This window comes from Bradyrhizobium sp. UFLA06-06, from assembly GCF_054820065.1.
In genome coordinates, this window is the sequence record NZ_JADFUD010000022.1 from 54,695 (window position 1) to 68,736 (window position 14,042).

Sequence of the window (14,042 nt, forward strand, 5' to 3'; positions counted from 1 at the left end):
GGCTCATTCGGGCAATCCCGCTTTGCGAAAACCCTCGATCATCAGCTTCGCATTGATTGATAGCCGGCTCCGGGCGATCCACGCCGATATTGTGAAAGTGGGGTCGAGCTCAAGCACGCCGGCCGCCGCTTCACGGGCCTCAGCGTCCCGTCCGAGATGAGCGAAAGCGGACGCGAGGCAGCGGTATGCGCCTGGATAGGAAGGGTTCTGACGCAGGGCTTTCCTCCCTGCAACGATAGCCTCGTCGAAGCGACGAAGCTCAATAAGGGCAAATCCCATCCCGGTTAACGCTGTGAATTGGAGCGGGTCCACCGGGCTCATTCGCATGGCGCGTTCGAGGCTCCGGATCGCTTCCTCCGGCTGCCCCGCAATCTTATAGACCCAGCCTCTGCGGTTCCATGTGTTATATGAATTCGGGTTGAGCGCGACCGCCCGATCGGCCATCTCAATCTCAGCCTCGCAATCGCCGACCAAAAGAGCCGAGATCAATGCGGCAGTTGCCAACGTGCCTGGATCATGATCGTCGAGGCTCAATGCCAGGCGCATAAGCCGGAGGGCCGCCTCGCGTTCGAATTGTTGGTCGGTCGCATAGCTCCTGAGCACGTTTTCCAAATGACAGGCACCTGCCAAAGCTGCCGCGGCAGCAAACCCAGGGTCAAGCTGCAGGGCGCGCTGCACCAGTCGGAGTGCCTCGGCCAGACTTTCGCGGGTCGATCGGACGGCTTGCTGTATTGCCCGGAGATAAAGATCATATGCGGTGAGGTCTTCCGGTCGCCGCCGCGACGCCATTGCGATTTCGGCTTGAAACAACTCTGGCTGAACAGCCGAGACAACAGCGAGCGTGATGTCGTCCTGCAGCGCGAAAACGTCCGTCAGGTCACGCTCGAACCTATCCGCCCAGATGTGTGCGCCCGTGGTCGCTTCAATCAACTGGCACGTGATGCGAACTTTCCCCGACGCCTTGCGCACGGCTCCCTCAAGGACATAGCGGACGCCAAGCCTGCGCCCGACGTCCTTGATGTCGACGGCTTTGCCCTTGAAGGTGAAACTCGAATTGCGAGCGATCACGAACAGCCATTTGAACCGCGAAAGCGCGGTCGTGATCTCCTCAACCATCCCGTCCGCGAAGTACTCCTGCTCGGGATCGTCAGACATGTTCGCGAACGGCAGCACGGCGATCGAGGGCTTGTCGGGTACCGCAGGGGCGCTCTCGGGCGTATCGCCCGGATCCGGACCTGCAACCTCTCGCGCCTCCTGCACCTGTCCGACGAAACGGAATCCCTTGCGTGGTAACGTCTTGATCAGTCGCTGTTCCTCCCCGGAATCGCCGATTGCGCTTCGGGCGACATTCAGCCGGGTCGTCAGTGCCGCATCCGAAACGCTGCGCCCATTCCAAACGGCATTGATGAGGTCGTCCTTGCTGACGACGCGCTCCCTGTTGCGGATCAGATAATCGAGCAGATCGAACACCTGCGGGGCGATGCGGACGACGTCCGCCCCGCGATACAACTCGCGCCGGTCAAGGTCGAATGCGTAATCCTCGAAGAGATAGCGCAAGATGCGAATCCCCCTGGAATCCCCTCGGATGAGAGCCCCCGATAACCGGGCAGCGCCTTGGGCCGGCTGGAAATCGCAAGAATAAGCTGCAGGTGAGGAAAATGTAAGCCGCCGGTCAAGCATACCCGCAGCTCTCGCGGCATCCTCGTGCCGGCTATGACGGCTCCTGACACCATGGTGGCAACAGGGGAGCGCTAAAGCCGTGGAAGAAACACCATCCTATGGAGACTGCGCGATGAGCTCGACGCACGGCACAACATGGCTGGAACGGACATCCGTATCGACCCGGCATGTCTCCAGCTTCATCTGGAAATATTGGGATGCCCTTCGGGAGCGCCGCGAACGCCAGGAATTGCGCGCCACCTTGTCCAACCTAAGCGACGCGGAGCTGATGGACATCGGTACCACGCGCGGAGAGATCGATTACGTCGCCTCGCACCGAGACATTGACCCGCGAGGCATCCGATCCGGCGAATGGCTCCGATAACTGTCAGCGGTAGACGGCCGGGTTGGGCCCACCGACTTCCGAAAAGGTCAGGAGGCGATATCCCTGAGGCCGGATCGGGTTTCCGCTTCGTCCGCGCAAGCGGGTGTCCCGGATTTTAATGCGTATGCGCCCTACTCGGCCCATTGCCGCGCCATGGTCGCGAGCGCGCAGCCCTCGCAGTAGCGGGCGTCCTTGAAGTCGATCCAGTTGTGCGCGTAGACGCGCTCCGGCGGAATGCCGTAACGCGCGCGCAGCACCTTCACCAGCACCCGCCAGGCCGCGACCTGCGCGTCGGTCGGGCCGGTCGTGACGTCGGGGTAATTGCCGGCGAACTCGACGCCGATCGAGGTGTCCTTGTTCACCTGGTGATAGGTCTTGCTGTTGTCGATGTATTTGTTGTCGTTGCGATCGGCACCGTCGGTGTGGGTCGGAACGAGGTTGTCGGCGACCGACCAGTAAACCGTGCCGTCGGTTTCGACCCAGACCATGACGCCGCGCCGGGTCGGGTTCTTGTGCTGCGCCTCGGCGCCGTATCGCGCCGAGCCCTGCGGCCCCTCGGTCTGGTGCACGATGATGTTGCGCCAGGGATGCGATTTGGCGACGTCGCCCCAGGGCGCCAGCCAGACCATCTTCAAGCCGGGAATCTCGGGCGTGCCTTGCGATCGCGCGATGGCCGCGAGATCGGGGCTTTGGGCTGATACGGCGGAGGACAGGACCAGCGCAAGGAGCGCGGTGAGCAGGCGAGGCATCATCAGGGAATATCCGGTGTCGCTGCTCGTTAGGGCGTGGCCTCGTTAGCGCGTCTAGCCCAAATCCGCCGCCGCATCTGTCGAAAATGACCCCGGGCGGAGCTTCCCTCTGCTGCTCGAAATCCCGCGCCCAAAGTCCTGTATCCCACGGTCAGGTAGATGTGCCAATCTACCTTTAGTAGCGCCGGGTGGGGGAATCGACGGCATGAGCGATCTGCGCGACTGGTTGCGTGGGCAGAATCTCGAGCAATATGCCGACGCGTTTGAGGCGAATGACATCGACCTCGACATCCTGCCCGACCTCGATGACCATGATCTCGAGCAATTGGGCCTCTCACTGGGCAATCGCCGCCGGCTTTTGAAGGCGATCGCGGGCCGTAATATCGCAGCAAGCCCGATTTCCGGCCAGGACAAGGCTCCTTCGCCCGGCAAAGCTTCGTCCGCGGCTGGGGCGCCCGGCTCTGGCGACGCCGAGCGGCGGCAGGTATCGGTGATGTTCGCCGATATGGTCGGCTCCACGGCACTCTCAGCGAAGATTGATCCGGAGCTGCTCGGCGGCCTGATCCGGCGATACCAGGACGCGGTGGCCGGCGCGATCGGCCGTTACGGTGGATTTGTCGCCAAGTTCATGGGCGATGGTGTGTTGGCCTATTTCGGTTTTCCCCGCGCCTTCGAGGATGCGGCGGAACGTGCCGTTCGCGCCGCGATTGGAATTCTGTCGGAAGTCGGCGCAATCGAACTGCCCGACGGCACACGCGTGCAGACCCGGATCGGCATCGCCACTGGTCTTGTCGTGGTCGGCGAAATCATCGGCACCGGCTCGGCGCAGGAGCGGACCATCGTCGGTGAAACACCCAACCTCGCGGCGAGGCTGCAGGCGCTGGCCGGTGCAGACTGCATCCTTATCAGCGAGTCCACCCAGAAATTGTTGGGCGGCCTATTCGAACTCACCCATACCGGCGAGCACGAGCTCAAGGGCTTCTCCCGAGCGGTGCCAGCTTGGCGCGTGTGCGGCGAGGCCTCGGTCGAAAGCCGATTTGCCGCGATCCGCGCGAGACGCCTGCCGCTGGTCGGCCGAGCGCATGAAATGGGACTGCTGCGCGAACGCTGGCATCTGGCGCGGCAAGGCGACGGCCAGATCGTGACCGTGACCGGCGAAGCCGGAATCGGCAAATCGCGCGTGATCGAGGCGCTACAGCAAGAGCTTGCGGCCGACGCTCATGCGCGCATCAATCTGCAATGCTCTCCCTATCACAGCGATAGCGCGCTCTACCCGGCGATCCAGTATCTCAACCGGGTCGCGCGCCTCGCGCCTGCCGACCCGTCGGATGTGCGCACCGAGAAACTCCGTGCGCTTCTTGGCGCGCGGCACATCGCCGATCCGGCCGCGCTGCCGCTGTTGGCCGAGCTGTTGTCGATCCCGCTGGCTGAGGCGGCTCCCGCCGCGTCGCCGGCGCAGCGCAAGGCCGCGACGCTGGCGCTGATCGTCGAGATCATGACGCGGACCAGCGACAGCGATCCGGTGCTGACCGTGCTGGAAGATGCGCACTGGATCGATGCGACCACGATCGAACTGATGACGCGATTGGCCGACAGCATCGCCCGCGCGCGGGTTCTTGTTGTCGTGTCGGCGCGACCGGATTTCACGCCGCCCTGGCTGTCAAGGCCACACGCCACGCTGATCACGCTCGGACGCCTTGGCCGCCCCGAATGCGTGCAGGTGGTCGCAAGCGTCGCCGCCGCGCATGGACTGACGGCGGACACGATCGCCGCGATCATCGCCAAGACTGATGGCGTGCCGCTGTTCGTCGAAGAGCTGACCCGAAGCGTGATGGAATCGGCGGGCGAGGATTCGGTGCCGGCGACGCTGAAGGACTCCCTAATGGCCCGCCTCGACCGTCTCGGCGGCGCCCGCGAGGTGGCCCAAATTGCCGCGGTGATCGGCCGCCAATTTACCTTTGCCTTGCTGGAAGCGGTAGCAGGCAAGGACAACGACGAACTGGAAGACATGCTGGCAAAGCTGGTTGCCGCGGGAATTGTGTTTCCTGAGGAGCGTGGCCTCGAGCGGAGCTTCAACTTCAAGCACGCGCTGGTGCGCGACGCCGCCTACGAAAGCCTGTTGCTGATGCGCCGCCGAGAATGGCACGGGCGCGTCGGTTTCGCGCTGGAGCGTTTTGGCGATGTCGCTGCCAAGGAACCGGAGTTGCTGGCCTATCATTTCGGCGAAGCGGAGCAGCTCGCTCTCGCTTGCGATTACCGCATGCGCGCCGGCAATCAGGCCGTGAGCCGCTCGGCCTATGTGGAGGCGATCGCGCATTTCACGGCGGGTCTCAAGCTCGCCGAAACCATGCCGGCGCAAGACGGCCTGCGCCGGCAAGTGGAGTTCTGGCTCAAGCTCGGCGCGGCGTCGGTGGTCGCCCACGGCATGCAAAGCGCCGAGGCCGAAGCAGCCTATACCAAGGCTGGCGAGATCGGCGAGCAGATCGGCGACAGCACCGCTTCCTTCCAGGCCAAATGGGGCCTCTGGATCAACGCCAACCTCAGGCGCAAAACGGCCCTCGCCCGCGACCGCGCCGGCGAGCTGGTGTCGCTCGCGCAACAGTCAGGCGATCGCGAGTTGTTGCTGGAAGCCTATCATTGCCAGTTTTCAACGGCATATTTTCGTGGCGACGTCGGCGGCGCGCTAGAGGGCTGCCAGCACGTCATCGCGCTTTACGACATGAACCAGCATCGCCATCTTGCGCACGCGTTTGGAGGTCACGATCCCGCCGTCTGCGCTCATATCCAGTGCGGCAATTCATGGCGGCTATCGGGAGACGAACAACAGGCAAAGCCGCATTTCGCACAAGGCATTGCGCTGGCCGAAATGCTCGATCACCCGAACAGTCTCGCGCACGGGCTGCACAATGTCGGTATAGGCTATCAGCTCGGGGGAGACCGCGAAGCGACTTACGCTGTGGCACATCGCGCGGCAGCGCTGGCCGAGAAGTTCGCCCTGCCGCCATGGCGCGCCAGCAGCCTCATCCTGGCCGGGTGGGCCACCGCAAGTGGTGCAGGCGCCACCGACGCGGTGCGGCTGATCGATGCCGAGATCGCCAACGCCACCGCAGCCGGTCCGCTGCCGCAATATTATCTCGGCCTCGCAGCTGAAGTTCTGCTTTCCGCGGGCCGCCCCGCGGACGCGCTCGGTCATCTCGACCGCGCGATCGCAGGTATCGACGAGGCCGGCATCGGCATCTACCTACCCGAAATCTACCGCTTGCGCGGCGCGTGCCTGCTGGCGCTCGACCGCGGCAACAAGACGGAGGCACGATCGGCCTTCGCAACCGCTGCCGATATCGCCAAGCGCCAGGGTGCGGTCATCTTCGAGCGGCGCGCGCAGGCTTCATTGTCCGAGTTGGCGCAATAGCGATCGTTGGATTGCGACCGCGGAATGAGTACGGGCCCTGGCACGCTCAGGCGCGCTTGCGCAGGGTCGCCTCCAGCGGATCGGCCATCTCCGGCGCCTTCGGCTCGTAGGTCGCGTAGCCGTTCTTGCCGCCCTTCTTGGCGTCGTAGAGCGCGTGGTCGGCGGCGGCGACCAGGCGATCGGGATGCAGGCCGATCTCGCGGGTCCATTGCGCGACGCCGATCGAGACCGCGATCGGGATGTCCTTGCCGATGCACTGCTCGGCATCGGCGCGGCAGACCTCGAGCACGCGGCGCGCGATCATCGCGCCCTCGCGCAGTGTCGAGGACGGCAGCACGATGCAGAACTCGTCGCCGCCGGTGCGGGCCAGCATGTCGCCCGGCCGGAGCCGCGTCTGCGCCATCAGCGTGAAGTGCTGCAGGCAGGCGTCGCCGGCGGCGTGGCCATGGGTGTCGTTGATGCCCTTGAAGCCGTCGAGGTCGATCACCAGCAGCGCGAACGCCTCGCCGTTGCGGTCGGAGCGCGCGCATTCCTCGGTCAGCCGCTGCAAGAGATGGCGGCGGTTGCCGACGCCGGTGAGATCGTCGAGCAGCGCGAGGTCGGCGACCTCGTTGCGCAGCCGGTCGATCGCCATCAGCAGGAAGCCGAAATTGAGCGCCATCGACAGGAACACCATCAGCAGGATCACCAGCGACTGGCCCGCGGAGAAGCGGACGAAGGAGAACTCGCCGGGCTGCAGCAGCGCGCCGACCGCGCGCAGCGCGTAGATGCCGATCAGCACGGAGGCGACGATGCCGGCGAGCCGGGCGCCGGGGCTGACGCGGCCGTTCTCGGACGACAGCAACAGCTTCAGCGTCAGCGCGAACGGCGTGACCTGGGCGACGGTGTAGACCAGGATGCGCATCGGCATGCTGTCATAGGCAAAGATGAAGGTGCCGAGACCGGCGAGGGCCAGCGCCGTGGTCAGCAGGGTGGCGCGCCAGGTCGCGGGCTTGTCGTAGAACCGCTCGATGCCCATCGCGGCAAGGCCGGCGGCGAACACCATCAAGGTCCCCGCCGCGAGCAGCGGCAGCAGCGAGTCCGTCAGCATCACGCGAAGCATCGCGCAGGTGGCGCCGGCGGAGGCGACGAGCGCCGATGCGGTCCATAACCGCGCCGCGCCGAAAGCAGGATAGCTGCGCGCGACATAGGCCCAGATCAGCCCGAGCGCGAGAAAATTGATAATGAATACCGTCCAAAGCGTCGGAACGCTCAACATCGCCCCTGTTCGAGACCCGTATCGGCCTCGCCTCTCCTGAAATGACCGTCCGCCCCCCGGGCGCTTCCCCAAACGACAATCCCCGTTGTCTTACGGAACAGCATGCGGTCGCGGCACTTAACGGAGCGTCACCCGCAACGTGGCAATCCGTGCTGTGGTTTTGAATTGATGAAGATCTGCGCATCCGCCGTTTGCGCATCGTTAAGCATGACGGATGCGACGACGCGGCGACGCGCGACATGCCCGCGCTTTGCGAAAAAACTGGCGAAAACACGTAACAGCTGTGGATAACACGATGACGGCGCCGTGACAGCACGCGGCAGCAGCCTCCGAATCTGCTGAGTTTGATATCGAGGATGTTGCGAGGCTGGCCCTCCGCCAAGCATGCCTCGGAGTCGCGTTCAATCCATGAAACCCTGAGAGGATACTATGGCTAAGAAAGCGAAGAAGGCGAAGAAGGCGAAGGCGAAAAAGGCCACCAAGAAGAAGGCCGCCAAGAAGTAACGAATTCCAGCCCGGGTAGCGGCTCTTGCCCTGCCCGGGCACCCGGACCGGGACAGCCGGTCGCAGCGACAGCAACCTCGAATTCACCGGCCCTACATCGATGACCCCGAACCGACGGGGCGCAAGGCAGCAGGCGCAACGCCTGCTTTTTTATTGCCTGCGTCAGGGCGCGACGTCAGCGCTCCGCGAAGGCGAGCCTGGCGCCGAGCAGGGCAAAGCCCGCGGCAAAGCTTCGCCGCAGCCAGGCCATCACCTTCGGCCGGGTGATGACGCGGTCGCGCACCGAGGCGGCGAACAGCCCGTAGACCGCGAACACCGCAAAGGTCATCGCCATGAACACGCCGCTGAGCTCGACCATCCGCGCCAGCGGATGCGGCTCGTCGACCGCGATGAACTGCGGCAGGAAGGCCAGGAAGAAGATCGACAGCTTCGGGTTGAGGATGTTGATCAGGATCGCGGTCACGATCACCCGCCGGCGCGAGCGCGGCTTGATCTCGGTGTCGACGGTGAGCGCGCCGCGCTCGCGCAGCGCCTGCCAGGTCATGTAGAGCAGATAGACGACGCCGCCCCATTTCAGCGCCGCGAACGCCACGGCGCTGGTGTGCAGGATGGCCGCGAGCCCGAGCATCGCCGCGATCATCTGCGGCACGATCCCGAGCGTGCAGCCGAACGCCGCCGCGACGCTCGCCCGCGCTCCCCGGGTCAGCGCCACCGCCAACGTATAGAGCACGCCGGTGCCGGGCGAGGCCACCACGATCAGCGACGTCAGCAGAAAGGACCAGGTCACTGCAAAATCCGTCACTTCACTTCCTCGGCGGGCGGGACATCGTCCGCCAATATCACGGCGACGGGGACGGCGGAAGCGGCTGCCGGGCCTCCGCCCGGCGCCCGCGCCGACACCCTGTTATGACGACCTGCGCCATCCGCGATGCGAAAGCTCCGACGCCTTCATCTCGGCGACCCGGATCACGTCCAGCGGCGCCCAGGGCTTGGCCCAGAACAAGGCCCCTTCGGGCAGGCGCTGCCGCAGCGGCTTGCCCGAGGTGACGATCACGTCGAGATCGGGTCTGTATTTCTTCGCGGCATGGGCGAGCTCGACGCCGGTCATGTGTCCGGCCAATTCGACGTCGGTCATCATCAGCACGACGTTGTCGCCGTTGCCCTGCAACACCAGCTCGGCGGCCTCGGCGCTCTCGCAGGTGATGACGTCGAACTCGCTTTCCTCCAGCAGCAGCCCGATCATCTCGCGCTGCATCGGGTCGTCCTCAACCACCAGGGCCTTCGCACGATAGGGCTTGGACTGTCCCATGGGTGGCTCCCTTGGTTTGAATGCTTCGGTTCGAGCACGTAACATAGGTTAAATGCCTAAAATCACTGGATGGTTCAGTTCCAATTTGAGAAAAGTGCGGAAACGCCGTGTTCCCCGCTTGGCAACCACCACCCCCCGTTGAGATGGAGCTCACCTGACATGACCGCGATCTCTGGATCCGCCGCTGCCGTGACCGGAGCCGCCAGCGGCATCGGCCGCGCGCTCGCGCATGAACTGGCGCTGCGCGGCTGCGATCTGGCGATCGCCGACCGCGACGAGGCCGGCCTGCAGGCCGCCGCCGCGGAGATCGCGAAAGCGAGCCCGCGCAAGGTCACCGTGCATCGCCTCGACGTCAGCGAGCCGGACCAGATCACGGCGTTCGCGGAGGCCGCCGTTACAGCGCATCCCTCGCTCAACATCCTCGTCAACAATGCCGGCGTCGCGCTGCTCGGCGAGTTCGGCGAGTTCGATCAGGCGCAGATGGAGTGGCTGTTCAACATCAATTTCTGGGGCGTGGTGCACGGCACCCGCGCCTTCCTGCCGCAGCTTTCGCGGCAGCGCGAGGCGCATATCGTCAACATCTCCTCGATCTTCGGCATCATCGCCCCGCCCGGCCAGAGCGCCTATTGCGCGGCCAAGTTCGCGGTGCGCGGCTTCTCGGAAAGCCTGCGCCACGAGCTTGCGGTGGCGAACAGCCCGGTGCGTCTGTCCGTCGTGCATCCCGGCGGCGTCGCCACCAACATCGCGCGCAGCTCGCGCGCCGGCACCGGCGTCACCGACAATGCCCGCCGCGCCCAATCAATCGAGCGCTTCGACGCGCTGGCCAGGACCACGCCGACCGCGGCCGCGCAACGCATCATCGCTGGCATCGAGAAAAACCAGCCGCGCATCCTGATCGGCAAGGACGCATACTTCATGGATTTGCTGCAACGCTTCCGCCCGGCGACATATTGGAAGACGATGCAACGGATGATGGAGAAGACGGCGGCGAGGCGGATGGCGCGCGATGCCGCGAGAGCGAGCCAGTAGCGCGACGGCGCGGAATAACCCGCGCACCTCGACCGGCGTCGTCCCGGCGAAAGGCCCTGTGGCGCCGACGCGCATACACCCGTCGTCCCGGCGAAAGCCGGGACCCATAACCACATGATCGCGTTGGTGCGACACGTTGGGGCCACAGCGTCGCGCAACACGGACATTTGTGGTTATGGGTCCCGGTCAAGCCCGGGACGACACTGAGAATGTTGCACGGCCCGCGGGTCATGCATATGCCTGCGAGTGACACCTGCGCGTCGTCGCGACACGAGATCACCCGCCCAGCTGCTTCTTCACCCCGAGCGCCAGCCGGAACAGCGGATCGCTTTTCTCCGACGGATAGAGCGCGCTCTTCGCCACCTGCGGGAAATTGTCGTTCTTCCAGAACGACGCCGGCGCGAACGAGAATTTCGCCACCAGCCGCCGGCCGAAATCCATCTCGTAGGGAAAGTAGTTCTCCTTCTGCTCGGTGCCGGACATCTCCGGATACTCGCCGAGCAGATAACCCTCCTGGATGTGCGGGCGCACCGCCGACGGCGGGCAGACGCTGGCGAGGCGCACGATCTGCAGGCCGGCCTCGGCGCTCGCGGTGATCGCGCCGCTCAGATTCGGCACGCCGAGCACATAGAGGAAGGCGGTGCCGGTCTCCGCCAGCGAGGCAAAGGAGGCGGCGATCCGGATCGAATGGGTGACGTCGAGCAGCGGCGTGGTGCAGACCTCGTAATGCTGCAGGATCGACCAGCGCAGGATGCGATGCCGCTTCAACCGCTCGAGCCCGAGCAGCTTTTCCCTGGCGTATTCGGCGATCAGGATCCGCTCGGCGCGTTGCAGCGCGTCGAACCGCCCGACCAGCGTCGCCTGATCGGGATTGCCGCGGCCGCCACGAAACAGCGTCGGCTTCAGCGACGAGTTGCGCTTGATGTTCCTGTAGTCGGCGCCCTGGCCGCGAAACAGCAGCACATGGTCGCGGTTGAGGAATTGCAGCTCGGCGATCTTGGTGGCGAGTTCCAGATAAGAACCGACGCGATGGCCCGGCCCCTCCCGCACCGCCGCGTTCTTCGCGACCTGGCATCCGCGGCGGTCGAAGAACGACCAGATCTTTTGGCTGCCGATGGTTTCCATGGAGCGTCACTCATTCCGTCACTCCGGGGCTCGCGAAGCGAGAGCCCGGAATCCATTTCTCAGCACGTTATGCGGCCCGATGGAAACAATCGTCATTGCGAGGAGCTCGGCGACAAAATTGCGAAGCAATTTTGCGCTGAAGCGACGAAGCAATCCATCGTCCCGCTTGTGCCGAAAGATGGATTGCTTCGCTCCGCTCGCAATGACGGACAAGGCCGCCGCGCCCTTACCGCCCTATGAGCTGATCGGCAAAATACCCGATGGTCTTGCGATAGATCACCGCCCTGTTCCACTCGCGCATCGCCTCGAAATTCGCGGTGCCCTCGCCATAGGACGCGCCCATCTTGAAGCCGCTGGTGTGCAGGAGGTTCGCGGTCGAGGCCAGCACGTCGGCGACCGAGTGGCGCAGGTCGACATGGCCGTCGCCGTCGAAATCGACGCCGTACTTGATGTAGGACGACGGCAGGAACTGCGTCTGGCCGATCTCGCCGGCATAGGCGCCGATCATGTCGTTGAGACGGAGGTCGCCGCGCTGCACGATCTTGAGCGCGGCGAGCAGTTCGCCCTGGAACAGGTCGGTGCGGCGGCAATCATGCGCCAGCGTGGCGAGCACGCGGAACACCGGCAGCTTACCCATGTCGCCCTTGCCGAAATCGGTCTCCAGCCCCCAGATCGCGACCAGGATCTGGCGCGGCACACCATACTGCTGCTCGATCTTCGAGAGCAGCGCGGCGTGACGCTGCAGCATCGCGCGGCCGCCATTGATGCGCCCGGGCCCGACCCGGGTTGCGACATACTGCTCAAACGTCTTGTTGAAGGTGTAGCGCTGCCGCCGGTCGAACGCGAGCACCCCGCCATCCTGCTGCACCCCGCCGAGCGCCGCGGAGATCACGTCCTGCTGGATGCCGGCGCTCGCCGCCTCCTGCGAGAAGGACTGGACGAAGGCCGGAAAATTGCCGCCGCAGCGCGCGGCATAGGAGGGGGTGGCAAGCAGCAAGGCGCCGAACACAACCGCCAAACGACACCTGAGCATGCAAAAATCCCCCTGCTTCGAATGACCGATCATGCCATGGGAATATCGCGCGCGTCAAAATGACCGCCGTGGCAGAGGTCCATTACCAGGCCAGGGTCATGAGATAAAAATGACCATCAACCTTCCGGACCGAGACCGACACTTCCGGTGCGGGCTGAAGCAACGAACACAATGTCGTTCCTGAACACTGGCGGTTTACTCTGTCCCACCAAGTGCCGGAGCGCCGTGCCGGCGAGAGCGCGATCTCGTCAGATTCGTCGAAGACCAGGGTATAAATGGCGTTTGAAACACCAACGCCTCCGGTTTGTCCCCAATCAAACGTCGCGAGACGAGATTCGCCGGCCCTCGGAAGCTTTTCGACTTGATCGACGTAATAGCGCTTCCCGATTTCAAAGCGCATCAATTCGGAAGTTATGCCGGCGGCTTTTGCGCCTGCAAGAATGATCCATACCGCAATCGGCGCCGCGGCGATTGAAGCGAGGCGCCGCCAGCGCCGAAGCCACAGATTGCGTATCAATCCGACAGTCCAATAGATCGCTACCGCTAAAGCCGGCAGGAGAAGCAGCGGCACAAGCAGCAGCCAAAGATTCAATGCCCGATCCAAGTCGCTACCGAATACAAAGAGTAGCCCGATCAGCATTACCCACGCAAAATAGGAGAAGCTGAACTGGTCGGCGGCACCCGGGTTTTGGTTCGAGATGTTGGCCATGGGTTCATGACGGTCGGCTGGTCACGCCGGTGGTGATGCACGTCGCTGAGAATGGCAGCCGATCACGGCCGCAGCGCGGCGGAGTCGTGCAGATTTCCCTCAATCCCTCAGCTGCCGCTCCAACCCCACAAAATCGATCTCCGCCCAGCGCTCGAAAATCCTGCCGTCCTGTATCCGCCAGAACGTCATGCCGCGGAATTCGACGTGGCGGCCGGTTGGTTGAATGCCGCGCCAGGGGCTGCGGTGGCGGCCGCGCCAGACGAAGCGGCCGGCGACGATGTCGCGCTCGGCAACCAGGCATTCCGCCACCGCCGACAGGTCGGCGAAGGTCTCGTGCATCGCGGCCGAGTGCGCGATCACGTCCTCGGCGCTCAGCCGCTTGCCCGCCGCATGGTCGAAGAAGTCGGGCGCCAGCTGCGCGCGGATCGCATCGGGATCGTGGCGGTTGGTCACGGCGTCGTAATGCGCGAGCACGAGCGCCTTGTTGGCGTCGATTGTGGCTTGGGACATCGGCGATCGGTTCTCGAGGAAAGGTTGTAGAAAGAGAAGGATGCGCCTCATACGCGAATAGGACGGCATGGCGCAAGTGACGATGGTCAGAAAAAGCTCAGCTTTCGGCCGTCGTTCGTTTGCGCACCAATACGAAAGACGGCTGCCGGGAAAGTGCGCCGCCGTGCGCGGCTCCGCCGCCACCCATTCCCTCGGCTCGGCGCGAACGGCAGGCGGGCCGGCGCAACCGGCGGTAACATCATCCGATGGCTTGACTGGCGGTGGCCTGCAAGCGGCGGCCGGCGGCCGCGAGCGCCCCACCGCACGGCAGCATTTGCGGACGCGACGCATGAACGCCGAAGCCGCCGGCCACGACCAAGAAGC

The 14,042-nt window shown here is 64.5% G+C and carries 12 protein-coding genes; 3 read left to right on the forward strand and 9 right to left on the reverse strand.

The annotated features are described in order from the left end of the window. Positions 1–3 precede the first annotated feature (3 nt). Complete coding sequence (locus IF803_RS20145; protein ID WP_461193204.1) at positions 4–1,557, reverse strand: winged helix-turn-helix domain-containing tetratricopeptide repeat protein; 1,554 nt, start codon at positions 1,555–1,557, stop codon at positions 4–6. 235 nt (positions 1,558–1,792) lie between these two features. Between IF803_RS20145 and IF803_RS20150 the strand changes: the two genes are divergently transcribed. Next, positions 1,793–2,044, forward strand: coding sequence for a DUF1127 domain-containing protein (locus IF803_RS20150; protein ID WP_461193205.1), 252 nt, complete (start codon positions 1,793–1,795; stop codon positions 2,042–2,044). A gap of 131 nt (positions 2,045–2,175) precedes the next feature. Here the strand turns inward: IF803_RS20150 and IF803_RS20155 are convergent, their stop codons facing one another. Next, a complete protein-coding gene (locus IF803_RS20155; RefSeq protein WP_461193206.1) occupies positions 2,176–2,796 on the reverse strand; it encodes a peptidoglycan recognition protein family protein in 621 nt (206 codons plus the stop codon). A 202-nt stretch (positions 2,797–2,998) separates the two neighbouring features. Between IF803_RS20155 and IF803_RS20160 the strand changes: the two genes are divergently transcribed. Then, a complete protein-coding gene (locus IF803_RS20160) occupies positions 2,999–6,202 on the forward strand; it encodes an adenylate/guanylate cyclase domain-containing protein (protein WP_461193207.1) in 3,204 nt (1,067 codons plus the stop codon). A 46-nt stretch (positions 6,203–6,248) separates the two neighbouring features. On the opposite strand, the gene IF803_RS20165 is transcribed toward IF803_RS20160, so the two are convergent. The 3 genes from IF803_RS20165 to IF803_RS20175 form a co-directional block, all read right to left on the reverse strand. Further along, entirely contained in the window at positions 6,249–7,460 is a 1,212-nt protein-coding gene (locus IF803_RS20165; RefSeq protein WP_461193208.1) for a GGDEF domain-containing protein, read from the reverse strand. Between the two features lie 679 nt (positions 7,461–8,139). Beyond that, on the reverse strand, positions 8,140–8,751 hold the full coding sequence (locus tag IF803_RS20170) for a LysE family translocator (protein WP_461193209.1): 612 nt from the start codon (positions 8,749–8,751) through the stop codon (positions 8,140–8,142). A 117-nt stretch (positions 8,752–8,868) separates the two neighbouring features. Next, positions 8,869–9,273, reverse strand: coding sequence for a response regulator (locus IF803_RS20175; RefSeq protein WP_461193210.1), 405 nt, complete (start codon positions 9,271–9,273; stop codon positions 8,869–8,871). Between the two features lie 159 nt (positions 9,274–9,432). On the opposite strand from IF803_RS20175, the gene IF803_RS20180 reads away from it, so the two are divergent. After that, the gene (locus tag IF803_RS20180) at positions 9,433–10,302 is read left to right on the forward strand and encodes an SDR family NAD(P)-dependent oxidoreductase (protein WP_461193211.1); all 870 of its coding nucleotides are present in this window, start codon (positions 9,433–9,435) and stop codon (positions 10,300–10,302) included. Between the two features lie 276 nt (positions 10,303–10,578). Here the strand turns inward: IF803_RS20180 and IF803_RS20185 are convergent, their stop codons facing one another. From IF803_RS20185 to IF803_RS20200, 4 genes are all read right to left on the reverse strand, one after another. Further along, a complete protein-coding gene (locus IF803_RS20185) occupies positions 10,579–11,427 on the reverse strand; it encodes an FRG domain-containing protein (protein WP_461193212.1) in 849 nt (282 codons plus the stop codon). 226 nt (positions 11,428–11,653) lie between these two features. Beyond that, positions 11,654–12,460 carry a lytic murein transglycosylase gene (locus IF803_RS20190; RefSeq protein ID WP_461193213.1) on the reverse strand — a complete coding sequence of 269 codons (807 nt, stop codon included), beginning with the start codon at positions 12,458–12,460 and terminating at the stop codon, positions 11,654–11,656. An 82-nt stretch (positions 12,461–12,542) separates the two neighbouring features. Continuing rightward, positions 12,543–13,169, reverse strand: a complete 627-nt coding sequence (locus IF803_RS20195) for a hypothetical protein (protein ID WP_461193214.1) — start codon at positions 13,167–13,169, stop codon at positions 12,543–12,545. A 99-nt stretch (positions 13,170–13,268) separates the two neighbouring features. Further along, the gene (locus IF803_RS20200) at positions 13,269–13,862 is read right to left on the reverse strand and encodes an ester cyclase (protein WP_461193215.1); all 594 of its coding nucleotides are present in this window, start codon (positions 13,860–13,862) and stop codon (positions 13,269–13,271) included. Positions 13,863–14,042: the final 180 nt, after the last annotated feature.

Coding starts and splice junctions, on each gene's coding strand:
- IF803_RS20190 (WP_461193213.1), bottom strand. CDS start 12,460: ATGCTCAGGTGTCGTTTGGCGGTTGTGTTCGGCGCCTTGCTGCTTGCC.
- IF803_RS20175 (WP_461193210.1), bottom strand. CDS start 9,273: ATGGGACAGTCCAAGCCCTATCGTGCGAAGGCCCTGGTGGTTGAGGAC.
- IF803_RS20185 (WP_461193212.1), bottom strand. CDS start 11,427: ATGGAAACCATCGGCAGCCAAAAGATCTGGTCGTTCTTCGACCGCCGC.
- IF803_RS20195 (WP_461193214.1), bottom strand. CDS start 13,169: ATGGCCAACATCTCGAACCAAAACCCGGGTGCCGCCGACCAGTTCAGC.
- IF803_RS20155 (WP_461193206.1), bottom strand. CDS start 2,796: ATGATGCCTCGCCTGCTCACCGCGCTCCTTGCGCTGGTCCTGTCCTCC.
- IF803_RS20150 (WP_461193205.1), top strand. CDS start 1,793: ATGAGCTCGACGCACGGCACAACATGGCTGGAACGGACATCCGTATCG.
- IF803_RS20165 (WP_461193208.1), bottom strand. CDS start 7,460: ATGTTGAGCGTTCCGACGCTTTGGACGGTATTCATTATCAATTTTCTC.
- IF803_RS20180 (WP_461193211.1), top strand. CDS start 9,433: ATGACCGCGATCTCTGGATCCGCCGCTGCCGTGACCGGAGCCGCCAGC.
- IF803_RS20160 (WP_461193207.1), top strand. CDS start 2,999: ATGAGCGATCTGCGCGACTGGTTGCGTGGGCAGAATCTCGAGCAATAT.